The organism is Streptomyces sp. NPDC059248, from assembly GCF_042753905.1.
In the GTDB taxonomy this organism is placed as follows: domain Bacteria; phylum Actinomycetota; class Actinomycetes; order Streptomycetales; family Streptomycetaceae; genus Streptomyces.
The window spans coordinates 1-23,949 of the sequence record NZ_JBHYZV010000047.1 but is presented as its reverse complement, the minus strand read 5'-3'; the positions used below and the strand labels follow the sequence as shown (position 1 = coordinate 23,949).

Annotated in this window: 20 protein-coding genes and 1 riboswitch; of the genes, 13 read left to right on the top strand and 7 right to left on the bottom strand. The window is 74.7% G+C overall.

Translation table 11 applies throughout. From position 1 onward, the window contains the following. Positions 1-184: 184 nt before the first annotated feature. The 3 genes from ACFXG1_RS20755 to ACFXG1_RS20745 all read right to left on the bottom strand — a co-directional run bounded on the left by ACFXG1_RS20755 (position 185) and on the right by ACFXG1_RS20745 (position 4,036). Entirely contained in the window at positions 185-1,762 is a 1,578-nt protein-coding gene (locus tag ACFXG1_RS20755; RefSeq protein WP_384744051.1) for a hypothetical protein, read from the bottom strand. 214 nt (positions 1,763-1,976) lie between these two features. Next, entirely contained in the window at positions 1,977-3,107 is a 1,131-nt protein-coding gene (locus ACFXG1_RS20750) for an alpha/beta hydrolase (RefSeq protein ID WP_384719947.1), read from the bottom strand. Positions 3,108-3,319: 212 nt separating this feature from the next. Further along, positions 3,320-4,036 carry a class II aldolase/adducin family protein gene (locus tag ACFXG1_RS20745; RefSeq protein WP_384719945.1) on the bottom strand — a complete coding sequence of 239 codons (717 nt, stop codon included), beginning with the start codon at positions 4,034-4,036 and terminating at the stop codon, positions 3,320-3,322. Between the two features lie 269 nt (positions 4,037-4,305). Between ACFXG1_RS20745 and ACFXG1_RS20740 the strand changes: the two genes are divergently transcribed. From ACFXG1_RS20740 to ACFXG1_RS20710, 7 genes are all read left to right on the top strand, one after another. Continuing rightward, the gene (locus tag ACFXG1_RS20740; protein ID WP_384719943.1) at positions 4,306-5,607 is read left to right on the top strand and encodes an anion permease; all 1,302 of its coding nucleotides are present in this window, start codon (positions 4,306-4,308) and stop codon (positions 5,605-5,607) included. A 12-nt stretch (positions 5,608-5,619) separates the two neighbouring features. Beyond that, on the top strand, positions 5,620-5,841 hold the full coding sequence (locus tag ACFXG1_RS20735; protein WP_384744018.1) for a hypothetical protein: 222 nt from the start codon (positions 5,620-5,622) through the stop codon (positions 5,839-5,841). A 171-nt stretch (positions 5,842-6,012) separates the two neighbouring features. Then, a riboswitch (cobalamin riboswitch) is annotated at positions 6,013-6,144 on the top strand. Between the two features lie 217 nt (positions 6,145-6,361). Beyond that, on the top strand, positions 6,362-7,372 hold the full coding sequence (locus ACFXG1_RS20730) for a cobalamin biosynthesis protein (protein ID WP_384744016.1): 1,011 nt from the start codon (positions 6,362-6,364) through the stop codon (positions 7,370-7,372). A 175-nt stretch (positions 7,373-7,547) separates the two neighbouring features. After that, a complete protein-coding gene (locus ACFXG1_RS20725) occupies positions 7,548-9,326 on the top strand; it encodes a cobyric acid synthase (protein WP_384744014.1) in 1,779 nt (592 codons plus the stop codon). Beyond that, positions 9,323-11,428, top strand: coding sequence for a putative cobaltochelatase (locus ACFXG1_RS20720; protein ID WP_384722551.1), 2,106 nt, complete (start codon positions 9,323-9,325; stop codon positions 11,426-11,428). Before ACFXG1_RS20725 ends, ACFXG1_RS20720 begins: the two co-directional genes overlap by 4 nt. A 4-nt stretch (positions 11,429-11,432) precedes the next feature. Then, positions 11,433-12,032, top strand: a complete 600-nt coding sequence (cobO, locus tag ACFXG1_RS20715) for a cob(I)yrinic acid a,c-diamide adenosyltransferase (protein WP_384744049.1) — start codon at positions 11,433-11,435, stop codon at positions 12,030-12,032. After that, positions 12,026-13,606 (top strand): cobyrinate a,c-diamide synthase, encoded by a 1,581-nt coding sequence (locus ACFXG1_RS20710; protein ID WP_384744012.1) that lies wholly within the window; start codon positions 12,026-12,028, stop codon positions 13,604-13,606. Before cobO ends, ACFXG1_RS20710 begins: the two co-directional genes overlap by 7 nt. 194 nt (positions 13,607-13,800) lie before the next feature. On the opposite strand, the gene ACFXG1_RS20705 is transcribed toward ACFXG1_RS20710, so the two are convergent. Continuing rightward, positions 13,801-14,586: a ZIP family metal transporter gene (locus ACFXG1_RS20705; protein WP_384744010.1), complete on the bottom strand. Its 786-nt coding sequence runs from the start codon at positions 14,584-14,586 to the stop codon at positions 13,801-13,803. 168 nt (positions 14,587-14,754) lie between these two features. Between ACFXG1_RS20705 and ACFXG1_RS20700 the strand changes: the two genes are divergently transcribed. From ACFXG1_RS20700 to ACFXG1_RS20680, 5 genes are all read left to right on the top strand, one after another. Beyond that, the gene (locus ACFXG1_RS20700; protein WP_384744008.1) at positions 14,755-16,152 is read left to right on the top strand and encodes a cobalamin biosynthesis protein; all 1,398 of its coding nucleotides are present in this window, start codon (positions 14,755-14,757) and stop codon (positions 16,150-16,152) included. Positions 16,153-16,744: 592 nt separating this feature from the next. After that, complete coding sequence (locus ACFXG1_RS20695; RefSeq protein WP_384744006.1) at positions 16,745-16,894, top strand: hypothetical protein; 150 nt, start codon at positions 16,745-16,747, stop codon at positions 16,892-16,894. After that, positions 16,891-17,574: a CbiX/SirB N-terminal domain-containing protein gene (locus ACFXG1_RS20690; RefSeq protein ID WP_384744004.1), complete on the top strand. Its 684-nt coding sequence runs from the start codon at positions 16,891-16,893 to the stop codon at positions 17,572-17,574. Before ACFXG1_RS20695 ends, ACFXG1_RS20690 begins: the two co-directional genes overlap by 4 nt. Beyond that, positions 17,558-18,628 carry an Rv2231c family pyridoxal phosphate-dependent protein CobC gene (gene cobC, locus ACFXG1_RS20685; RefSeq protein WP_384723654.1) on the top strand — a complete coding sequence of 357 codons (1,071 nt, stop codon included), beginning with the start codon at positions 17,558-17,560 and terminating at the stop codon, positions 18,626-18,628. The genes ACFXG1_RS20690 and cobC overlap by 17 nt, the downstream gene beginning before the upstream one ends. Before the next feature lie 491 nt (positions 18,629-19,119). Next, positions 19,120-19,407, top strand: a complete 288-nt coding sequence (locus ACFXG1_RS20680; RefSeq protein WP_384744001.1) for a hypothetical protein — start codon at positions 19,120-19,122, stop codon at positions 19,405-19,407. Positions 19,408-19,440: 33 nt separating this feature from the next. On the opposite strand, the gene ACFXG1_RS20675 is transcribed toward ACFXG1_RS20680, so the two are convergent. Then, the gene (locus ACFXG1_RS20675; protein ID WP_384743999.1) at positions 19,441-20,337 is read right to left on the bottom strand and encodes an aminoglycoside phosphotransferase family protein; all 897 of its coding nucleotides are present in this window, start codon (positions 20,335-20,337) and stop codon (positions 19,441-19,443) included. Between the two features lie 461 nt (positions 20,338-20,798). On the opposite strand from ACFXG1_RS20675, the gene ACFXG1_RS20670 reads away from it, so the two are divergent. Beyond that, a complete protein-coding gene (locus ACFXG1_RS20670) occupies positions 20,799-21,926 on the top strand; it encodes a hypothetical protein (RefSeq protein WP_384743997.1) in 1,128 nt (375 codons plus the stop codon). 106 nt (positions 21,927-22,032) lie between these two features. On the opposite strand, the gene ACFXG1_RS20665 is transcribed toward ACFXG1_RS20670, so the two are convergent. Together ACFXG1_RS20665 and ACFXG1_RS20660 are read right to left on the bottom strand one after the other, a co-directional pair. Further along, a complete protein-coding gene (locus ACFXG1_RS20665) occupies positions 22,033-22,779 on the bottom strand; it encodes a GNAT family N-acetyltransferase (RefSeq protein WP_384723548.1) in 747 nt (248 codons plus the stop codon). Then, complete coding sequence (locus tag ACFXG1_RS20660) at positions 22,776-23,639, bottom strand: class I SAM-dependent methyltransferase (RefSeq protein WP_384723545.1); 864 nt, start codon at positions 23,637-23,639, stop codon at positions 22,776-22,778. Before ACFXG1_RS20660 ends, ACFXG1_RS20665 begins: the two co-directional genes overlap by 4 nt. Positions 23,640-23,949 lie beyond the last annotated feature (310 nt).

The following is a 23,949-nucleotide window of genomic DNA, read 5'->3' as shown; positions in this document are numbered from 1 at the left end:
GCGTGCAAGTGCTTTTACCGGCCGCACGGCGGCCACCTGGCGGCCCCGGGCAGGACGGCAGTGCGGCGGTGCGGCGGTGGCCGGGTTCCGCTCCCGGTGCGGGGGTCCGTGCCGGGGGCGTCGGTACGGGGCCGGAGGCGCGCGCTCCCGGCCCCGTACCGGCGGATCCGGCACGGGGGCGGGGTCAGGCGCCGCCGGTGTGGACCTGGAAGGCCGCGCGGCGCAGCGCCTTGGCGAGCGCCGGGTCGGGGTGCGCGGCGGCGAGGGCGACCAGGACCTGGACCGTACGCGGGTGGCCGCCGGAGCGGACCTCGTCCAGCAGCGCCGGGACCGTGCCCTGGACCGCCGCGTCGAGATGGCGCAGCAGGAGCTGGGGCTCCCCGTGGTCGGCGACGGCGGCGGCGGTGTCGACCCAGAGCCAGGTGGCCTCCTCGCGGGTGAGGGCGTCATGGGCGTCCTCGGGGTCGACGCCGTCGTACTCGGCGAGCCAGAGCAGGGCGTACGGGCGCAGCGACGGCTCGCCGGACGCGGCCCTGACCTCGCCCTCGGCGGGGGCGCCGACGACACGGAGGGCCTCGAAGGCGAGGCCGCGCAGCAGGGCGTCCTCGCCGCGTGCGACGGTGAGCAGTTCGGCGACGGCCCCGGCGACCGTACGGGCGGCGAGCCAGGCGCGGTATTCGGCGCGGGCGGGTCCCGGGGTGAGCCGGGCACAGCCGCGGAGCATGTCCTCGGCGGGCTGTTCGATGTTCCCGGCCGGGCTCTGGGCGGCGACGCAGATCTGCTCCAGCTTGACCCAGACCGCCCAGTTGCCGAGGGGGGTGAGGGTGGCGGAGCGGCCCCGGTCGAGGGTGAGGGCGCCGACGGCGGCGAGGCCGTCGAGCGCCCAGTCGAGCAGGGGGGCGGCCGTGCCGGGCGGGGGGACGGCGGCGACTCCCGCGATCGGGGAGCCACCCGGGGCGACCGTGACCTCCGTGACGATCGCGACCTCGGTGACGGCCGGGTTCCGGGAGTCGGTCGGGGTCCGGGAGTCGGTCGGTGCCTCCGGGTCGGTTGGTGCGGACGACACGGACACGGAGACGGTGGCGGGGACGGTCGATGCCGCGGGGCCCGTAGAGCCCGTTGAACCCGTAGATCCGGCAGATCCGGCAGATCCCTCAGGTGCAGCCGATGCCGCTGTTACCTGCGGGACAGCGGGGGCGTCCGGGGCGCCGGGGGCCGTCGGGGCGAGGGCGACCTCGCAGCGTTCCTCGCGCAGCTCGGCCACCCGCTGCTCCAGCAGGTCGAGCAGGGCCGGTACGAGGACGGGGCCGGCCGACAGCTGGAGGAGGGACAGCAGCTGGGGCACGGCCTCGACGACTTCGGCGACGGCGGTCGGCGCGGTGCCGCCGGGGGCGGGATGCGCCAGCGACCAGGCGTCGAAGAGGGCGACCCAGCCCCGCAGGACGGCCATGTCGTCGCGGTCCCAGGCCCTCAGCCGCCAGCCGGGGCGCGCCGTGTCGCCGTGGAGTTCGACGAGTCCGGCGAGCCGGGCGCGGTCCCAGCCCGCGCGGACCTGCCGCGGGGTCAGTCCGAGCGCGGCGGCGGCCCGCTCCTCGGTGGTATCGGTGAGCGGGACCGTACCGGCGGCGTCGCCGTCGACGGCGGCCCAGCGGGCGACGCGTACCGCGTCGGAGAGGACCGTACGGGCCTGGCGGGCCAGTTCGGCGGGGGGCGGTGTGCCCTCGGGGGGCCTCGGCGCGGGCCGGGTGCGCCGGGTGGTCACGGCCTTGCGTGCGCTGGTCAGCGGTCGCGGGCGGACGAGACGGAGTCTGGGGTTGCGCGCCAATTGCTCATCAGGCTTTCGGGACGTCACGGGGAGCAGTCTTCCCGTTGACGGCCCGAAAGCCCAAACGGAACGGGACGGACCGCGTTCAGCGGGTGGTGGCCGGGGCCTCGGGACGGCACCCGGAAGACCCCGGCCGGGCCCGTCCCGGCCGCTACATCAGAGGGGTGAGGAAGCGACGCAGCGCCTCCTCGTAGGCGGCGGGGTCGGTGTTCCACATCGCCGCGTGCGGGGCGTCGAGGACGGTTCGCAGGGTGACCAGGTCCGGACGGGCAGCGGCGAGTTGCCGGGAGGGGCCCCAGGGGGCGAGCGTGTCGTCGGGGCCGTGCAGGATCAGGGTCGGTACGCGGACGGCCTGGGCGTCGGCGGCGACCGGCAGCCGGTCGCGGTAGAGCCCCGCCCGGCCGCGGGCGGCCCGGACGACGAGGGGCACCAGGGGGCCCGGGACGTGCCGGGCGCGGGCCAGGGCGCGCAGGGCCGCCTCCTGGTCGAGGACCGGGGAGTCGAGGACCAGGCCCGTGACGTGCTCGCGCAGGGCCGAGTTGGCGGCGGTGTGGAGGGCCATGGTGGCGCCGGTGGACCAGCCGTGGAGGACGACGCGGCGGGCGCCGCGGGAGACCGCGTACCGGAGGGCCGCGTCGAGGTCGCGCCACTCGGTCTCGCCGAGGTGGCCGAGCCCGTCGGGCGAGCGGGGCGCTCCGGGGTCGCCGCGGTAGCCGACGGCGAGGACGGGCAGGCTGCGGCCGTGCAGGAACGGCAGCAGGTTCAGGGCCAGCTCGCGGGTGGTGCCGAGGCCGTGGACGGCGATCACCCAGAGGTCGCGGGTGCCGGGGACGAACCAGGCCGGGAGGGCGCCCAGCTCGCCGGGGACGGTGACCTCCTCGTAGGCGATGCCGAGTGCGGAGTCGGGGTCGCCGGTGTGCAGCCCGGTGCTCATCCGCACTTTGGTGCCGGGCTCGGGGGCGGCGGGGCCGACCGCGTCGAGGCGCCGGACGACGGTGTCGGGTGTGGTGGCGGGATCGTCGATCACGGGGCCCGCGACGGCGTGGACACCGGGGCCGGTGAGGCCGTACGTCCCGGGTCTGCGGGATGCCAGGGCGCGGGTGAGGGTCACCCGGCCGGGGCCGACGGCGTGGACGGTGAGCCGGGGGTCGCCGGGGAGCGGCCGGTCGGGCGCGGGACGCAGGGTGGCGTCGACGGCGCGGCGGGCGAGGGCCGCGGCGGTGCCGATGCCTGCGACTGCGACTGTGGTGACGGCGGCGGCCGTCGCGGTTACCGGGCGCACCGTTCCAGTGTGGGGACCGGCGCGCCCGGCTGCCAGTGGGGCGCCGCCCACCGGGGTACGGGACGCCGGGCGCGGGCTGCCCCGGCACGGCCGCGGGAGAGCCGGTGCGCGCGGCCGGGCGCGCCGCCCCGGCGGGGGCGGTGAGCGGGAAGCCCCGGCGGGGGCGGTGAGCGGTCGGCCGGGGCGGTGGGCGGTCGGCGGGGTCCGTCGCGTCAGGCGGTCGGCGACGCGCGCTGTTCGGGCGCGGGGCGCGGTCGTCGGGCGGGCTGGCCGTACGAGCGGAGCCGGTCCGCCGTCTCGGCGAGCTGGTCGCGGGTGAGGAGGCGCGGGGCGAGTCCGGGGACCGAGGCGGCGAGGAGCCAGACCCGGCACATCCACTCCAGCTGCGCCGTCCGGTCGTACGCCTGCTCCAGCGTCGCGCCGACCGCGACGGTGCCGTGGTTCCCCAGCAGGCAGGCCTCCCGGTCGCGGAGGGCCGTGAGCATGTTCCCGGCCAGCTCGTCGGAGCCGTAGACGGCGTACGGCGCGACCCGTACCGGACCGCCGAGGTCCGCCGTCATGTAGTGGACCGGGGGCACCTCGGCGACCAGGGCGGAGACCGCGGTGGCGTGGGCCGCGTGGGTGTGGACGACGGCACCGGCGTCGCGCGACCGGTGGACCGCCAGGTGCAGCGGCAGCTCACTTGTGGGCTTCAGCTCCCCGATCACCTGCCGTCCTTCGAGGTCGACGGCGGTGAGGTCACGCTCCGTGAGCCGGTCGTAGGGCACTCCGCTGGGGGTGACGAGGACCAGTTGCCCCACGCGCGCGGAGACATTGCCGGAGGTCCCCACGACCAGTCCCTCCGCGGCCGTTCTGCGGGCCGTTTCGACCAGTTGCCGCCAGGTGTGTTCGAGAGCGCCGTCGGACGTGTGTGCGGTCGGTTCGGTCATGGGGGCGATCCTGTCAGCCGGGGTTCCGGGGGGACAGGGCCCCCGTGATGGATATCACCACAAGATCGGATGAATCGCTCTTTCTGCCCGGGAGAGCCCCGCCGGCCCCGGCGGAGACGCCCCCAAGAGGTCCCCGAGAGGCCCCGGAAACCGAAGCGGAATCGCGAGAACCGCTTGGATACACCCTCAGTCCGGCCCCAGTTCACCTTCCGTTCACCCAGGTTACTTACGTTCGGCGAGCCACTGACCTCCAAAGATTGCCTGGGTAAATGGAACACATCACGCTGCTGCTCGCGATAGTGATCGTGACGGCTCTCGTGTTCGATTTCACGAACGGTTTCCATGACACCGCCAACGCGATGGCGACGACCATCTCGACCGGCGCCATGAAGCCCAAGACCGCGGTGGCCATGTCCGCCGTGCTCAACCTCGTCGGCGCGTTCCTGTCGGTGGAGGTCGCCAAGACGATCTCCAGTGGCATCGTCGACGAGGCAGGCATCACCCCAGAAGTCATCTTCGCGGCGCTCGTCGGCGCCATCCTTTGGAATCTGCTGACCTGGCTGGTCGGACTGCCGTCCAGCTCGTCGCACGCCCTGATGGGCGGTCTGATCGGTGCGACCGTCGCCTCCGTCGGCTTCAGCTCCGTCAACGGCGGCACGGTGATCACCAAGGTTCTGATCCCGGCCATCGCCGCTCCCCTGGTCGCCGGCCTCGCCGGTTACATCGGCACCCGGATGACGTACCGCATCGGCCGCAACACCGACCTGAAGGCCACCGACAAGGGGTACAAGGCGGGTCAGATCGCCTCCGCGGGACTGGTCTCCCTGGCACACGGCACCAACGACGCCCAGAAGACCATGGGTGTCATCACCCTGGCCCTGGTCGCCGGCAACGTCCTCGCCCCCGGCTCCAACCCCCCGATGTGGGTCATCGTCTCCGCGGGTGTCGCCATCGCCCTCGGTACGTACCTCGGAGGCTGGCGCATCATCCGCACCATGGGCAAGGGCCTCACCGACCTCCAGCCGCAGCAGGGCTTCGCCGCCCAGACCAGCGCCGCGACGGTCATCCTGGCCTCCTCGAACCTCGGCTTCTCCCTCTCCACCACGCACTCCTGCTCCGGCGCCGTCATGGGCGCCGGCCTGGGCCGCAAGGGCGGTGTGGTCCGCTGGTCCACCGCCACCCGGATGTTCGTCGCCTGGGGTCTGACCCTGCCGGCCGCCGGTCTGGTCGCCGCCGCCTCCGAGTTCGTCACCAAGCAGGGTGACTGGGGCGTCGCCGCCGTCGCGGTCTTCCTCGTGGCCTCCTCCGCCGCGATCTGGGTGATCTCGCGCCGCCAGGTCGTCGACCACACCAATGTGAACGACGTCGAGGACGGGACCGCCGCCTCCGACGGCGACTCCACGGACTCCCCCGGTGTCGTCACCACCGCCATGGCGGCCGTCACCCCGCCGCCCGCCGGTGTCGTCGAGCACGACGAACTGAAGACCACCATCCCCTCCTCCCCCACCTCCACCCCTTCTCCCGCGCCGTCGGCCCCCGAGACCGGTCCGGCCAGCCCGGCCGCGGTGTAAGGACAGATCACCATGAAAATCGACTGGGAAGCCCTCGGCTCCGTCTTCGGTGTCAGCCTCGTCGGCACCGTGTTCCTCGTGGGCCTGTTCGCCCTCGGAGTCATCGGCCTGACCAAGCAGGACGCCGCCGCGGCCAACGGGGGCTCCGCGCCCCTGGCCCGTACCGGCGCCTATGCCTGCTTCACGCTCTGCACGCTGGCCGTGGCGTACGGGATCTACCTGATCATCACCTGATCCCCCGCCCCGACCTGCTCGGTGCCCGGCCGTCCCCACGGCCGCGGTGAGCCGGGTCCGACACCCTCGCGGGTCGGGCCCGGCTCTTCGCGTATCCGGCTCCCGAACCGGGGATGTGGCTCTGCGCACACTGCTCCGTCGCAGGTCAGGGGCGAGTTGACGGCCGTTCTCACCCCGTGGTGGACTGCCGGGGCCACTACGGAGGCAGCAGAGGAAGCCGGTGCGAATCCGGCGCGGTCCCGCCACTGTCACCGGGGAGTACGTCCCCGGGAGCCAGGAACTCTCGCCGCCGTTTCACGTCGAACCAGGGCGCGGACACCCTGAGTGAGGACAATTCGCCATGCGCGGCATCGTCTCGGCCCCCGCTCACGGGAGCGCGTCGCGGTCCCTCCGGGGTCCGCTGAATCCTTCCGGCACGCATCGCTCACCGTCCCCTCCGGCCCCCCTCCGCCTTTCGCCGACCGGTCCCGGACCAGCTCCCGCCGCCGGCTCTCCGGCCGTCTCCCACGGGCGCTGAGCGATGCGTGCCGACCGGGTCTTCGCGTACGGCGCCACGGCCGGCCTCCTCGGCGACCTGCTGCTCGGCGACCCGCGCCGGGGCCACCCCGTGGCCGCCTTCGGGCGGGCCGCGGGCGCTGCCGAGCGCCTGCTGTGGCGTGACCACCGCGGCTGGGGCGCCCTCTACGCCGCCGCATGCGCGGGCGGCGCCGTCGCCGTGGCCGCCGTGGCGGCGCGTGCGGCGCGCCGGGAGCCCGCCGCGGCCGTGGCCCTGACCGCCGCCGCCACCTGGGCCGTCGTCGGGGGTACGTCCCTCGCCCGGGAGGCCCGGGCGGTGGGCGACGCGCTGGCCGCGGGCGACCTGGAGGCCGCCAGGGAGCGGCTGCCGCATCTGTGCGGGCGGGATCCCCAGGCGCTGGACGGGCCGGAGATCGCCCGTGCCGTGGTCGAATCCGTCGCCGAGAACACCTCCGACGCGGTGGTCGGCGCCCTGGTGTGGGGCGCGGTGGCGGGAGTGCCCGGTCTGGTCGGGTTCCGCGCGGCCAACACGCTGGACGCGATGGTGGGGCACCGTTCGCCCCGGTACCGCAGGTTCGGCTGGGCCGCGGCCCGGCTCGACGACCTGGTCGGCGCGCCGGGCGCCCGGCTGACGGCGGCCCTCGCCGTGGTCGCGGGCGGCGACGCGCGGGGTGCCGTACGGGCCTGGCGGGCGGACGCGCACGGGCATCCCAGCCCCAACGCGGGTCCGGTCGAGGCGTCGTTCGCCGGGGCTCTCGGCGTCCGGCTCGGGGGCACGCTGGCCTACGGCGGCCGGGTCGAGCACCGGGCCGTGCTGAACGGCGGGGCGCGGCCGGTCGCCACCGGGGACATCGAGCGCGCGGTACGGCTGTCGCGGCGGGTGGGCGCGCTGGCCCTGGGGGTGTGCGTGGCGGGCCGTCTGCTCGCCGGGCGGCTGGGGGCGGGGCGGCCGGGGGCCGGGCGCGGTACGGCCGTACCGGGTCTTCCGGCGGGGGTCGTCGCCCCGGGAGGGTGACGGAGTTTTCCACAAAGGGGCGGTAGCCCACAGGGGCCGACGGGATGTTGGTACGAGGCCCCAGCATGGGGTTCCGGACGCGTGGACCGAACGGTCCGGGCACGAGACATCGGTCGGGGATTTCGGGCACGGCCTCGCACGAGGCATCCGATCAGGACGGAAGGGGGTGGCGGCGATGGCCGGACGGAAGCGGGGCGGCGGGTTGCTGGTCGCCGGGACGACGTCGGACGCGGGCAAGAGCGTCGTCACGGCGGGGATCTGCCGCTGGCTGGCGGGCCGGGGCGTGAAGGTCGCGCCGTTCAAGGGGCAGAACATGTCCTTGAACTCGTTCGTGACCCGGGACGGCGCGGAGATCGGCCGGGCGCAGGCCATGCAGGCGCGCGCGGCGCGGATCGAGCCGAGCGCCCTGATGAATCCGGTGCTGCTGAAGCCGGGGGGCGACCGGACGAGTCAGGTGGTGCTGCTGGGCAGGGCGGTCGGCGAGATGAGCGCCCAGGGCTATTTCGGCCGCGGTGGGCGGCGTTCCGAGCTGCTGACCACGGTGCTGGAGTGCCTGGAGGAGCTGCGGAGCACGTACGACGCCGTGATCTGCGAGGGCGCCGGCAGTCCCGCGGAGATCAATCTGCGCCGTACGGACCTGGTGAACATGGGGGTCGCGCGGGCGGCCGACCTCCCGGTGCTGGTGGTCGGCGACATCGACCGCGGTGGGGTCTTCGCCTCCTTCTTCGGTACGACGGCCCTGCTGGACGCGGTGGACCAGCGTCATGTGGCGGGGTATCTGATCAATAAGTTCCGGGGGGACGTGGGGCTGCTGCGGCCGGGGCTCGACATGCTGACGTCGGTGACGGGCCGCCCGTTCTACGGGGTGCTGCCGTACGCCCACGGTCTCGGTATCGACGAGGAGGACGGGCTGCGGGTGTCGCTGCGGGGCGCGGTCCGCGAGTCGATGGTGGCGCCGCCGGTGGGCGCGGAGATCCTGCGGATCGCGGTCTGCGCGGTGCCGTTGATGTCCAACTTCACCGATGTCGACGCGCTGGCGGCCGAGCCCGGTGTGGTCGTGCGGTTCGTGGACCGGCCCGAGGAGCTGGTGGACGCCGATCTCGTGGTCGTGCCGGGCACCCGGGGCACGGTCAGGGCGCTGGACTGGCTGCGCCGCAGGGGTCTCGCGGACGCGCTGGCGCGCCGGGCCGCCGACCGCCGTCCGGTGCTGGGGATCTGCGGCGGCTTCCAGCTCCTGGGCGAGCACATCGAGGACGAGGTCGAGTCCCGGGCCGGTGCGGTGGAGGGGCTCGGACTCCTTCCGGTACGGGTCAGGTTCGCGGCCGCCAAGACCCTGGCGCGGCCCTCGGGTTCCGCGCTCGGCGAGCCCGTCGAGGGGTACGAGATCCATCACGGGGTCGCCGAGGTCCTCGGGGGCGAGCCGTTCCTCGACGGCTGCCGTGTCGGGGAGGTGTGGGGCACGCATTGGCACGGGTCGCTGGAGAGCGACGGCTTCCGGCGGGCGTTCCTGCGGCGGGTGGCCGAGGCGGCGGGGCGGCGCTTCGTGCCCGCTCCCGACACCTCGTTCGACGCGCTGCGCGAGGAGCAGCTGGACCGGCTGGGCGAGCTGATCGAGGAGCACGCCGACACGGACGGGCTGCTGCGCCTGATCGAGGGCGGCCCGCCGCCCGGTCTGCCGTTCGTACCGCCCGGCGCGCCCGGAACGCCCGAGCCGATTCCGTCGGAGCCGGGTCCCGTCCCTTCGGCGCCCGGTTCGGTGCCATCGGCATCCGAGCCGGTGCCGTCGACGTCCGGGCCGGTGCCATCGGTATCCGCGCAGACGGCGTCGGCGCCCGAGCCGGTGCCGTCGACGTCCGGGCCGGTGCCGCCGGCGCCCGGTCCCGTCGCCGGGATGCCGCGATCGCGGCGATACGACGATCAGAAACCGGACAACGCCCCGGAGGGGGAGGCATGAGCACGATGCCCTATCCGTTCACGGCCCTCGTCGGCCAGGACGATCTGCGGCTGGCGCTGCTGCTGAACGCGGTCTCACCGCGGGTCGGCGGGGTGCTGGTGCGCGGCGAGAAGGGGACCGCGAAGTCCACCGCGGTCCGGGCGCTGGCGGCGCTGCTGCCGTCGGTCGCGGTAGTGCCGGGCTGCCGGTTCTCCTGCGACCCCCGGGAGCCCGACCGGGGCTGTCCCGACGGCCCGCACGAGCCCGGCACGGGCGATGAGCGGCCCGCGCGGATGGTGGAGCTGCCGGTGGGCGCTTCCGAGGACCGGCTGGTGGGCGCGCTCGACATCGAGCGGGCCCTGGCGGAGGGGGTGAAGTCCTTCGAACCCGGTCTGCTCGCCGACGCGCACCGCGGCATCCTCTACGTCGACGAGGTCAACCTCCTCCACGACCATCTGGTGGACGTGCTGCTGGACGCGGCCGCGATGGGTGCCTCGTATGTGGAGCGCGAGGGCGTCTCGGTCCGGCACGCGGCCCGTTTCCTGCTGGTCGGGACGATGAACCCGGAGGAGGGCGAGCTGCGTCCGCAGCTGCTGGACCGGTTCGGGCTGACCGTCGAGGTGACGGCGTCCCGGGAGCCGGAGCAGCGGGTGGAGGTCGTACGGCGCAGGCTGGCGTTCGACGACGACCCGGCGGCTTTCGCCGCGCGCTGGGCGGGCGACGAGGAGGCGCTGCGGGAGCGGATCACGGCCGCGCGCGCCCGGTTGCCGCGGGTACGGCTCGGGGACGGCGCGCTGCGGCAGATAGCCGCGACCTGTGCGGCGTTCGAGGTCGACGGTATGCGGGCGGACATCGTGATGGCCCGGACGGCGACGGCGCTGGCGGCGTGGGCGGGCCGGGAGGACGTGCTGGAGGAGGACGTCCGGCGGGCGGCCCTGCTGGCGCTCCCCCACCGGCGGCGGCGCAATCCCTTCGACGCGCCCGGCCTGGACGAGGAGAAGCTCGACGAGACGCTGGAGCGGTTCGCCGACCCCGGTGAAGGACCCGACGACGACCCGGACCCCGGTGGGGACGGGACGGACGGCGACGGTCCCGACGGGGGTGGTCCCGACGGGGGTGGCGGGGCGCCGCCGCCTCCTCCGGGCGCGCCCGACGCGCCCGACGAGCGGGACGGAACGGACGGCCGGGACGACGCGCCGCGCGAGCGCGAGGAGGAGGGCTCCGAGGGGGACGCCCCGCCGGAGGGCGGTGCGGGGGCCGCGCCGTCCGGCGGCGGGGAGCGGCGCCCGGTGGCCTCCGGTGAGCCGTTCCGTACGAAGGCGCTGACCGTGCCCGGTACGGGTGAGGGGGCCGCGGGCCGCAGGTCACGGGCGCGGGCCGAGCACGGCAGGACGACGGGGTCGCGCCGTCCCCGGGGCGCTCTGGGACGGCTGCATCTGGCCGCGACGATACGGGCGGCGGCGCCGCATCAGCGGGCCCGGGGACGCGGCGGTCCGGGTCTCGTGGTGCGCCGGGAGGACCTCCGACAGTCGGTCCGGGAGGGCCGGGAGTCCAATCTGGTGCTGTTCGTGGTGGACGCTTCGGGGTCGATGGCGGCCCGGCAGCGGATGGGCGCGGTCAAGGGCGCGGTGCTGTCGCTGCTGCTGGACGCCTATCAGCGCCGGGACAAGGTCGGTCTGGTGACGTTCCGGGGCCGGGAGGCGGAGCTGGCGCTGCCGCCGACGAGTTCGGTGGACGCGGCGGCGGCCCGGCTGGACCGGCTGCCGACCGGGGGGCGTACGCCGCTGGCGGCGGGGCTGCTGAAGGCCCATGACGTCCTGCGGGTGGAGCGGTTGCGCGATCCGTCGCGGCGTCCGCTGCTGGTCGTGGTGACCGACGGCCGGGCGACCGGTGGTCCTGAGCCGGTGGCGCTGGCGTCCCGGGCGGCCCGGCTGCACGCCGCCGACGGGACGGCGTCGGTGGTCGTGGACTGCGAGTCCGGTCCGGTCCGGCTGGGGCTGGCGCGGGGGCTCGCGGGTGAGCTGGGCGGTACCGCCGTGACCCTCGACGGGCTGCGGGCCGAGGCGATCGCCGGTCTGGTGAAGGACGTTCGAACCGCTGGTGACAGCAGAAAGGCAGCGTGAGCTGATGCCGCAGGGACAGCCGTCCGTCGTTCCGGACGACGGACTCACCACCCGGCAGCGCCGTGCCAGGCCGCTGGTCATGGTGCATACGGGTGTGGGCAAGGGGAAGTCGACGGCCGCGTTCGGGCTCGCGTTGCGAGCCTGGAACCAGGGCTGGCCGGTCGGGGTGTTCCAGTTCGTCAAGTCGGCGAAGTGGAAGGTCGGTGAGGAGCGGGCGCTGAAGGTGCTCGGCGCGACCGGTGAGGGCGGCGCCGTGGACTGGCACAAGATGGGCGAGGGCTGGTCGTGGGTGCAGCGCGACCGGCAGTTCAGCAACGAGGAGGCGGCCCGGGAGGGCTGGGAACAGGTCAAGCGGGATCTGTCCCGGGAGGCGTACCGGCTGTACGTCCTCGACGAGTTCGCGTATCCGCTGCACTGGGGGTGGGTGGACACCGAGGAGGTGATCTCGGTGCTGCGGGACCGGCCGGGCAACCAGCATGTGGTGATCACGGGCCGGAACGCCCCCGACGAGCTGTTGTCGTTCGCGGATCTGGTGACGGAGATGACGAAGGTGAAGCACCCCATGGACGCGGGGCAGAAGGGCCAGCGGGGCATCGAGTGGTAGCACGTCTCGTCGTCGCGGCGCCCGCTTCGGGCAGCGGCAAGACCATGGTGGCGACCGGGCTGATGGCCGCGTTCGCGGAGGCCGGGCTCGCGGTGTCACCGCACAAGGTCGGCCCGGACTACATCGACCCGGGGTACCACGCGCTGGCCACCGGGCGGCCGGGCCGGAATCTGGACGCCTATCTGAGCGGGCCCGAGCTGGTGGCGCCGTTGTTCGCCCATGGCTCGGCGGGCTGCGACCTGGCCGTCGTGGAGGGCGTGATGGGCCTCTACGACGGGGCGTCGGGGCTGGGTGAGCTGGCGTCGACGGCCCATGTCGCGAAGCTGCTGCGGGCGCCGGTGGTCCTGGTCGTCGACGCGTCGTCGCAGTCGCGGTCGGTGGCGGCGCTGGTGCACGGCTTCGTGTCGTGGGACCCGGAGGTCAGGATCGGGGGGATCCTCCTCAACAAGGTGGGGTCGCCGCGCCACGAGGAGCTGTTGCGGGACGCGCTGGAGTCCGTGGGTGTCCCGGTCCTGGGGGCACTGCCCCGGGGGCCGGAGGTGGCGACGCCGTCGCGCCATCTGGGTCTGGTGCCGGTGGCGGAGCGGAGCGCGGACGCGACGGCGGCGGTGGCGGCGGTGGCCGCTCTGGTACGGGCGCACTGCGACCTCCCGGGCCTGCTGGCCCTGGCCCGCTCGGCGCCCCCGCTGATCACCCCGGCCTGGAGCCCGGAACCGGCCGGGGAGCCCGCCGCGGCGGTCGGGCCGCCGGCCGCGGGGACGCCCGTGGCGCGCTCGGCGGAGAGTGTGCCGGTCGCGGCCGGGGCGCGGCACGCGGGGGCATCGGAGGTGTCCTTCGGCGGCGGAACGCCGGGCGCGGCGGGTGGCGTCGGACCGGGCGCGGCGGGTGCCGTCGGGCCCGGGCGTTCCGCCGGATCCGGCCCGCTCATCCGGGACGGGCAGGGCTCCGGGCCCGTGCGGGGGCCGGGGGAGCGGCGGGTGGTGGTCGCCGTCGCCGGGGGCGCGGCGTTCACCTTCGGTTACGCGGAGAACGTCGAGCTGCTGCGGGCGTACGGCGCGGAGGTCGTGGTCTTCGATCCCGTACGGGACGAGGCGCTGCCCGACGGCGCGGCGGGGATCGTCGTCGGGGGCGGGTTCCCCGAGGTGTACGCGGACGCGCTGTCCGCGAACGAGCCCATGCGGCGGGCCGTCGCGGCGTTCGCCCGTGAGGGCCGTCCCGTGGCCGCCGAATGCGCGGGGCTGCTGTATCTGACCCGGTCGCTGGACGGGCTGCCCATGTGCGGGGTGCTCGACGCCGACGCCCGGATGACGAAGCGGCTGACCCTCGGCTACCGGGAGGCCGTCGCCGTCGGCGACAGCGCGCTGGCCGTCGCGGGTACCAGGATCCGGGGCCACGAGTTCCACCGGACCGTGGTCGAGCCGGGCGCGGGCGCCGCGCCCGCGTGGGGGTTGCTGCGGCCCGAGCGGCGGACCGAGGGGTTCGTCCAGGGTGGTGTGCACGCCAGTTATCTCCATACGCACTGGGCGGCCACGCCCGGTGTCGCCCGGCGCTTCGTGGAGAGATGCGTCCGATGAACGAACGGGCGGGGACGGGGACGGGGACAGGGTTCGGAGCCGTGGCGGCCGGGGGCGGGGGCGTCGACCGTGCGACGGCCTCGTCCTCCGTGTCGCCGGTGTCCCCCGTGTCCGCCACAGCGGCCGACGGCTTTGCAGAATCGTTTTTCCAACCGCCCGTGACGCCGGGCCGCCCTCCCCCGTGGGCGGCGGGGTCACTGGCCGAGTCCCACCACCAGCCAGATGAAGGCGACCCCGCCGACCGTGCAGAGCAGGGTGGAGCGTGCGGGGTGGGTGTGATGCGCCTCGGGCAGGATCTCGGCGGCGGCGAGATAGAGCAGGGCGCCGCCGAAGAAGCCGAGGTACGCGCCGAGGGCCTCGACCGGGATGGTGAACAGCAGGGTCGACGCCGCCCCGACGACCGGGGCGCAGGCGTCGGCGAAGAGCATCGCGAGCGCCTTCTTGCGGGTGTTCCCGTAGGCGCTGGTGAGTGTGTAGGTGTTGAAGCCGTCGGCGAAGTCGTGGGCGACGACCGCGAGGGCGACGGTCAGCCCCATCGCCTCGCCGACCTGGAAGGCGGCGCCGATCGCGATGCCGTCCATCAGGCTGTGGCCCACCATCGCGGCGGCGGCCGTGAGTCCGATCTGGGGGACCCGGGGGCGCCCGCCGGGTCCGGTCGGGCCGGCCCCGGGTGTGCCGCCGGGCACGGGGGCGGTGGCGGGTTCCTTCGCGCCGTGCGAGGCGCTGCGTACGGCGAGGAGACGTTCCACCAGATGCGCGGCGAGGAAGCCGCCGACGAACAGCAACAGGGCCTGGGGGACGCCGAAGACCGGTGGCCCGGCCGCCTCCAGCGCCTCCGGCAGCAGATCGAGGCCGACGACTCCGAGCATCAGCCCGCCCGCCAGCCCCAGGACGAGGTGACGGCGGTCGGTGACGCGATGGGCCGCCCAGCCGCCGACCAGCGTCATCAGGAACGCGCCGAGCGCGACGAACACCGCCATGCGCCCTTGCTAGCGGATTGTGCCCCTCATATCTCCCTCACACCCGCCCCCTTCACCCGATTGTCCGAACACCGGGAGCCCCGGGCCCGCGCCGTCGCGAACCATGGTCCGTGAGACCGCGGGAGTGAGACCGTGACCCGGATTCCGGGAGCCCCGGAGGACTCTCCCATGTCAGAACCCCCGCCCGACCTCGTGTCCGATGCCGTACGGGCCCCTGGCGACGCCGCCTGGTGGCCCGGGCTGCCCGTGGAGGGCGCCGTCGCCGCCGTGTCCGGGGCCGTGGCGGCCGGTGCCCCGGTCGAGCTGCGGCCGGACGCCGTACACCCGTTGCCACCCCTGCCGCCGAATGTGGCCGCCGGGATGCCGGGCGACGCCGTTCTCCGGATCACGGACCGGCTGGTCGACCTCGACCTCGACCTCGACCTCGGCCGCCGCCTCGGCCCGGCGACGGCGGTCCTGCGCCCGCCGTCGCTGGTCGTGGGCGTCGGCGCGGCCCGCGGGGTGTCCGCCGAAGAGGTCGTCGGACTCGTCCGGGACGCCTTGCGCGACGCGGGCCTTTCGCCGCTGAGCGTCGCCCGGCTCGCGACGGTGGACGCGAAGGCCGGGGAGCCGGGCCTGCTGGGCGCGGCGGAGTCGCTGGGGGTGCCCCTGGTGGCGTATCCGGCGGAGCGGCTCGCGGGGATCGCCGTACCGCACCCGTCCGAAGCGTCGCTGGCGGCCGTCGGAACCCCGTCGGTGGCGGAGGCGGCGGCCCTGGCGGACGGCGGTGAACTGCTCGTACCGAAGCGGAAGTCGGCGCCCCCGGGGCGGCCGGCCGATGCGACGTGCGCGGTGGTGCGCCGGGCGCCGCGCGGACGGCTCGCCGTCCTCGGTACGGGCCCGGGCGCCGCCATGGACCCGCTCACCCCGCACGCGGTCGCCGAACTGCGCCGGGCGTCCGTCGTGGTGGGGCCGGAGCGGTACGCGGCCCGGATCCGCGAGCTGCTGCGGCCGGGCACCCTGTTCCTGGCGCCGGGCGGGACCGCGGACGACGAACGGTGCCGTACGGCGGTGGAACGGGCCGTGGCCGGGCACGCGGTGGCGCTGATCGGCAACGGTGACGCGGGGGCGTACCCGACGGACGCCGTCGATGTCGTTGACGTCGTCGTTGTCCCCGGGGTCCGGGCGGCGACGGCGGCCGGGTCGGCCGGACCCGGGCGGGAAGGGCCGGAACACGTCTGCGTCGCGCTGGCCGATGCCTACGCGCCGTGGGGATCCGTCGAGCGCCGGGTACGGGCCGCGGCGACGACGGGCGCGGCCGTGACGCTCTACGGCCCGTGCGGCGGGGGGCGTGACGGGGAGTGGGTGAGGGCGCTGGGCGCTCTGGCGGAGCACCGGCCGTCCGACACGCCGGTGATGATCGTCCGAAACGCGTCGCGGCCGGATGATTCCGGCCGACTGACCACCTTGGGCCGAGTGGATCCGGCGTGCGTGGACATGATGACCGTCGTGACGGTCGGCAACACGGCCACCCGCGCGCTCGCGGGCCACGCGGTGACCCCGCGCGGCCACCGGTGGCAGTCATGACGGCGGACACCCCACCGCCGCGGAGACCCGGCGCCCCCAGGACGGGGGCGCCCACCGGTGCTTGGCGGCACGTTCCGGAGGACCCGCGGAAACGGTCCGGCAGGCTCCCGGCGGCCGGTGCCCGGCGGCACGTTCGGGCCCTCCGGGCCTCGCGGACCAGCCGCGTCGGGGGATACGCCGGATGCCTGGCTCGTCAGGCCCGGCGGGCGAGCCGTACCGTACGCCCCGGCGTACTCCGGGAGCGCTCGCGACGGGTCGTGGCAGGGCAGGTGTTCCCGGGTACGCCGGGGCACGGGCGGCGGGCGGAAGTGCCCGGTGCTTGGGAGGCCGCCGGACGGGTACTCCCCCGGAATCCACCGGAATCCACCGGAGTCCGTCGGAATCCCCGGACGCGGGCGAAGTGCCAAGCCGGGTTCCGTTTTTGGTGTCCGCCGTGGGACCGTCGTCCTTCGGCCATCCCCCGGCGGGTTCCCCGTCGTACGTCCCCCCACCGTCTCCACCTCCGTCTCCGCCTCCGTCTCCGTCCGTTCGACCGCCGCACCGTCGTCCGGTGCCCTCTCGCAACCCCCCACCCTCACCCCGGAGTCGACTCATGAGCCGTGCCGTCCACCCGATCGAGCGGGAGCCGTACCGCATGCCCCGAGCCCGGCGCGAGGCGGTCCGCCGCCCCGGCGACACCGTCGCGTCCGCGCTCCACCCCCTGCCGCACCGCCCCTTCCCCCTGATCGAGGAGAACGCGTGAACACCCCGCCCGTACTGCTGATAGCCGGCCTCGGCGCCCGGGACGACACCGGTGCCGAGGAGCGGTCGATCGCCGAAGCGCTCGGCGCAACCGCCGGTGAACCGGGCGGGACGGCCGTGGCCGACCGGTCCGATGTGACGATTCTGCTGGTCGGCCGGGGATCGACCGGCCGGAACGGCGAGCCCGGGGTACGGGAGACGGCCGCGCGGCTGTCACGGCGCGGGGGGTACGCGGCGGTGGAGACCGCGTACGTCTCCCTCGCCGTACCCGATGTGCCGAGCGGTCTCGACCGCTGTCTGCGCTCGGGGTCGCGCCGGATCGTCGTCGTACCGTACGTCCCCCTCACCGGCGCCCTGCCGGAGCGGGTGGCCAAGCAGACGGCGCGCTGGGCCGCGGACCATCCGGAGGCGGATGTGGTGACGGCCGGGGCCGTCGATCCGGCCGGAGACCCCTCCGAAGGCAAGGCGGACGGCCCGGCGGACGGCGCGCCCCGGGAAGCGGATCGCGGGCACGACACCCACAACGGGTACGACAGGCATGACGAACACGGCCAGCACGGCAATATCAGCGCACACGATGGGCACGACGGGCACGATGAGCACAGACGAACGGGCGGACACGGGGGACAGGACATCGGCGGGGGACTCGGCCGACACGGCAGCCATGCACACGCCCACTGACCCATTCGACCTGCGCCACCACGGTGACGCGGAGATGCGGGACGCCGCTGCGGGCCTGACCGACCTCGCGGTGAATGTGCGGACCGGCACTCCCCCGCCGTGGCTGCGCGACCGGATCGCCGATTCGCTGGCGTCCCTGGCGGCCTATCCGGACGGCCGTGCCGCCCGGGCCGCCGTCGCCGAGCGGCACGGGCTCGCCCCGCAGCGGGTGCTGCTGACGGCCGGGGCGGCCGAGGCGTTCGTCCTGATCGCCCGGGTCGCCCGGGAGCTGGGCGTGCACCGGCCCCTGGTCGTCCACCCCCAGTTCACCGAACCGGAGGCGGCCCTCAGGGATGCCGGGTTCGAGGTGTCCCGGCTGCTGCTGCGCGAGGCCGAGGGCTTCGGCCTCGACCCCGCGCGGGTGCCCGAGGACGCGGACCTGGTGGTGGTCGGCAATCCGACCAACCCGACATCCGTGCTGCACCCGGCGTCCGCGATCGCCGCGCTGGCCAGGCCCGGCCGGCTGCTGGTGGTCGACGAGGCGTTCATGGACGCCGTACCGGACGAGGTCCAGACCCTGGCGGACCGTACCGATGTCCCCGGCCTGATCGTGCTGCGCAGCCTCACCAAGACCTGGGGTCTGGCGGGCCTGCGGATCGGGTACGTCCTCGCGGATCCGGGCACGGTACGCGCCCTGGAGCGGGCCCAGCCGCTGTGGCCGGTGTCGACCCCGGCGCTCGCGGCGGCCGAGGCGTGTATGGACCCGGCGGCCCTGAAGGAGGCCGAGCAGGCGGCCCGGCGGATCGCCGTGGAACGCGCCCATCTGCTGGCCGGACTGGCGGAGTTCGAGGAGGTACGGGTGGTGGCGGCGGCGGAGGCGTCGTTCGTGCTGCTGCACGTACGGCGGGGCGCGCAGGTACGGGAGCGGCTGCGGCGGCTCGGGTTCGCGACCCGGCGCGGCGACACGTTCCCCGGCCTGGGACCCGGCTGGATCCGGATCGCGGTCCGGGACCGGGCGACGACGAACCGGTTCCTCCAGGCCCTGGACCAGGCGCTGGCGATGGTCGGCCCCTGAGCGGACCGGCCTTCGGGCCGAAGGGGCGCGGGCGCCGCGGATCGTTCTCCGCCGCGCCGCCCGCGCCCCTTCCGCCGCGTGGCCCCGCCCGGTGCCACCCGGTGCCTCCCGCAGGCAACCGGACCGTGCTGCGCCACGAACCGAACCGAGCCGAGCCGGCTCGCCACCGGTCCGGTTCCGCTCGATACGGATCGATTCCGCTCGGTACGGATCGAGTCGTTTCGTTTCGGACCCTCGTCCGTGTACGGCCCGAAACCCGAACCGGAATCACACACCCGACCCGCACCGGTCAACGCTCCCACCTGCCCCGCACCTGGTCACCGGTGTGATCGAGGGCTGTTGAAGCGCCCCACACCACCCCTTCGCGGAGGTCTTCCGGAACGGTGCTCGCGCGCTCGGTGCCTGATACCGCGTCAGCCGGACGCCTGGTGGGTATAGGACGTTCGCCCGGCGGACTCCCGCCGAGGCGTACCGACCGGAAGGGCCCGGGTATGAACCGGAACCGACGTCGCGCGCTCGTCGCCGCCGCCGTCCTCTTTCTGGCCGCGGAGGCGGCCGTCGTCCAGTTGCTCCTCCCGGTGGCGCAGGAGATCCGGTTAGCCGTCTGCGGAGTGCTCGCGGGCGCCACCGCGTTATGGCTCCGGGCGGCCCTGCTCCACCGTCCGGAGGACGACGAGCCCTCCTGTCCGAGACCGGAGCGGGCTCCCGGGACGCCCCGTTGCGAAGGGGGGCGGGTCACCGGGGCCCGCGCGCGGGGTCGCGGCACACCCCTGCCATGAGCCCGGACGCCGCCGTCGTCCGGCGTCCGGGGGCTACCGGTAGCCGGTGAGACCGTCGGCGACCTCCGCGTCGTCGCCGTCCCGCAGGCCGTACAACGCCTGTTGGAGGGCGAACGTGCCCCGGATCGCCGCGATCCGGTCCGTCGTCGCGCCGTCCGTCCAGCCGCCCAGCTCCCGCACCCGGGCCAGCAGGTCGTCACCGTAGCTCGCACCGACGGCGGCCAGGTCGACGGCCGGATCGCCCAGACAGACCTCGTCCCAGTCCACGACACCGCTCAACCGCGGCGGCCCGGCAGCCTCGCCTTCCCTCTCCTCTGCCGTCTCCCACAGCACGTTCTCGCCGCCGAGATCCCCGTGGACCACGGCTCCGGTGAGGGGCGTGAGGACGTCGAGGGCGGCCAGTTCGCGGCCCGCCCTGGTCCGGCCCGCTTCGGACATCAGCGGGAACAGCGACGCGCGCGTCCCGGCGGCGAACTCCCGCCACTCCCCCTCGGGGGCCGGGCGCAGTACGGCGCGCAGCCCGGCGTCCGCGCCCGCGGTACGGAGCCCGGTGAGCAGGGTCGCGTACTGCCGGGCCACCGCTTCGAAGGCCCCGGGGCTCCGGAGCGTGTCCGCCGCGAGCGGTGCCCCGGGGATCCGGGTGAGCATCAGATACGGCGGCCCTTCCCCTTCCCCGGCCCCGTCCCCCGCGACGGGGACAGGGAGCGGTCGCGGGACGCGGAAGCCCAGTTCGATGCCGGACAGGGCGCGCAGCGCCGCCGCCCGCGCGGGCAGCCGGGCCTCGGCCGCCCCGGTCCTGGCGAAACACACGACCCGGTCCGCGCCCATCACGACGCGATGGAACTGCCCCTCGTGGACGGTGAGCGGATCGGGCACCCCCTCCGGCAGGACACGGGCCAGCAGTTCGGGGTACGGCACGGGGTCTCCCATGGTGGTGACGCCTCTCCTCGGTGGCGGCTCCCGGTCCCGGCCCCGGCAGGTCGGTGGGCCGTCCGCGGGTGATGGTCGGGCGGTGGTGGTCCCCGATCGGTCGTGGCCGGGGAGGACGATCGCCGCCGGGCGCGATCGCGGAGCCTTTGCCATCCTCCCCGTACGACACCACCCCGTCATGCGCGTTTCGGCCCGCCCGGCAACCTCGTCCGCCCTCGGCCCACCCGGCTCCCGTACGCCTATCACCGCGTACGCGCCGCCGCGCCCGGTCATTTCCGGTCGTCGTCGGTCCCCTTCCGCCACTTTCCGGCCGTAGTCGGGCCGTCGCGCGTACCACCGTGTCAGCTGGCCATGATCGGCACGGACGCGACGGAGCGCCCCGCCGCCGGCCAGGACCGGGCGACGTCCGCCCGTACACGCCGGCCACCCCCAATCACCGCTATCGCCCGGAGGAGTGCCCGATGCCCACCGCCCGTGCACGAGTCAGTTCGGCCGTGATGACCCACCCCGTACGCCGCGCCCAGGCACAGGAGTTGTGCGACCGGCTGGGGCTCGGAGGGCTGGCGATGGATCCAGAACCGGACGGGCCGCCGTCCGCGCTGCGGACGGCGCTGGTGGCGTGGTCGCGGATCGCCGACGGCGCCACGCACCAGCTGATGATCCAGGACGATGTCGCCGCGCCCGACGACTTCGTCGACCTGGTGGCGCACTGCGCCGACCGGTTCCCCGCCGACGCCCTCGCGTTCTACACCAACTGGCACGCCCGCAACGGCGCGGCGGCCCGGCTCGCCGCCCTCGCGGGCGCGGGCTGGGTGCGGGCCGCGCCCGAGGAGTTCACCCCGACCCTGGCGATCACCCTGCCGGTCGCGGTGGCGGCCGAGTACGGACGGTACGCGCGGGCGACCGGCGAGCGGCACGACGACGAGGTGATGGCGGCGTTCCTGAGCGGCCGGGGCCGCAGCGCCCTGCTGGCGGTGCCGACCGTCACCGAGCACACCGGGACCAGCAGTATCAACGGCCACGGCGACGTACAGGGGGTACGGCTCGCGGTCTGCCCGACACGGTCCGAGGACGCCCGGCCGCTGCTGATGGACGGCTGGGTGCTGGAGGAGCTCGACTGGCTGCCGTACATGCGGTACGGGGAGGGCTTCGTCCGGCTGCCCGGCCAGGAGAACACGCCCCTACCGCGCCACCACTTCACCTGGCGGGAGGCGCTGCCCCGGACGGACCTGGGCGGGGACGCGGTGGCGACGGCCCTCGGCACGCTGGACGACCGGGGCCCGGAGGCCGGGCGGTGGGCGCGGGACATCGCGAAGGTGTTCGGGGAGTCCTACGCCGACGAGTTGTGGATCCACTGCGTGCTGCTGGGACGGCAGGCGCGGGTCACCGCCCGGCGCCACGCGCCCGGGGCCCCGTATCCGCCCCGGGGCCCGGCGGCGGCGCGGCTGCGGGAAGCCGCCGTGTCCACGGTCGGCCCGGCGGGTCTCTCACCGGAGCGGCGCCACGAGGCGGGGCACGGGCACACCGGGCTGCTGGCCGACTACGCGTCGGCCGCCGTCAGCCTCGGGGAGGCCCTCGCGGACCAGTAGCCGGGCCGAGGCCGGGCCGGGGTCCGGGGCGGGGTCCTGACCCCGCCCCGGCTCCCGGCTCCCGGCTCCCGGCTCCCGGCTCCCGGCTCCCGGCTCCCGGCTCGGTCTACCGCAGGTCGTAGGTGACCCAGACGGCCGGTTCCCAGTAGACCGCCCGGTCGGCGGCCCGGTCCACCCTCAGCGGGGCGAGCCCCTCGGGGAAGATGTGGTCGCCGTCCCCGGGGAAGACCATCCCGGTCCAGCTCTCCCACTCGGCGACCGTGCCGCTGATCCGGGAGGACCGTTCCATCGCCGCGGTGATCGTGCCGCCGAGCCGCACCTGGGCGCGGATCCACGGATCGAAGGGCTCGCCGTCCTCACGGGTCCAGTGGGCGTACTCCTCGATCGGCGCGAGGGGGTAGCGGTGCTTCCAGATGGGGCGCAGGGGGACGATGAGATGGTCGAGCCCGTCGCGCCGGGCCAGGTCGAGCAGCTGGGTCAGCAGCGCCTTGGAGTGGCCGCCGCCCTGGTGGGCCGGGGAGACCTCGACACCGAGGGCGACCAGGGCGGTCGGCACAAGACCCTCGTCGCGCGCGGCGAACGCCGCGTCGATGGAGGCGTCGAGGCCGGAGCCGAGGCCCTCGGGGGTGCCGTCCCAGACCCGGGGCAGGGATCTGCCCGTGCCCAGGACCGCGTCGCGCTCCTCGTCGTACAGCACGAACTGGTGGTCGCGGAAATCTTCGAAGAGCCGCTTCCAGAAAGTCGCGCTGATGTCACCGTGCAGATTGTACTCGGGGATGATTCCGGCGAACTCTTCGTCGATTCTGTCCCAGAGTTCGGGACGCTCGGAATGCAGAACGAACCGAGGGCTCACGCGGTCGCTCCTCCGATCGGCTTGACGGCTTCCCAGACGATGACAATGGGAATGTCCCGCCAGGCCGCCCTGGCCGCCTCCGCGACGTATTCCTCGTATCCGCCGGGGGCCAGACTTCCGTTGAACAGCGGCTCGACGCAGGCCCTGACGACAAGTCCGGCGGCCGTGAATGCCCGGAGATAGTCGCTCGCCAGATGGACATGGTTACGGACGAACGCCAGCGCGTCGTCGCCCGCGACGAAGTGACACTGCCCCTGGAGGCTGATGACGAAGGGGTGCAGATCGGAGACGATCACCCGGCCGCCGGGCCTGACCACCCGGGCCAGCTCGGCGACGGCGTCGGTCAGATCGGGCAGATGGGTCAGGGCGAGCGTGGAGACGGCGAGATCGACGGAGGCGTCGTCCACCGGCAGCTTCTCCAGACGGCCCTCTCGGAAGTCCGCGTCCGGCACCTTGCTCCGGGCCTGTTCCAGCATGTCAGGGGATTGATCGACCCCGATGACGCGATAGCCGCGGGCGGCCAGCGCCACGGTCTGGCGGCCGGTTCCGCAGGCGGCGTCGAGCGCCGTGCCGACCGGCCCCTGGTCGTAGAAGCCGTGCACGATCGGCTCCTCGACCTGGATGAAGGAGCTGGGCAACGAGTCGTAGGAGCCCGCCCATGCCGCGTATCCGGCGCCCGGGTCCAGCTCGCCGACCGACGCCCCGCCGCCCGGCATCCCCTCGTCCGCCCCGTTCGCGAACTTCCTGATCTCCGCGACGCGCCGCGCCACGAAATCGTCGTCCGCGTCGTTGGCGTTACGCAGCAGCGCCAGCCCTTCGATACCGAGGACGAGTTCCCTCACCCGGAATTCCGATGCCATCGACACCCTCTCGAACGGGGTTTCCGTATCGGAAACCCACCAGTTCCCACCCAACGCTTCCCAGTGCTTCCCAGTTACCTCTCGGCGCTACCCAAGCCCCTCCCCCACCACTCTTGAAACGTTTCAATTGGCCAGAATTCACTGGCGGAAGTCCGATCTTCCCCGGGTGTGTTGTTGCATCCGACACCTTCTCTTACCATCGGGCGCCGTCGGGCCGCGGTAGACGGGGACCGGTGGGGGGGGGCACGAGGAGGGTGGGGTGGGCGGGGCGGGGGAGGGGGAGGGGGGGCGGGGGGCTGGCGAGCCATGT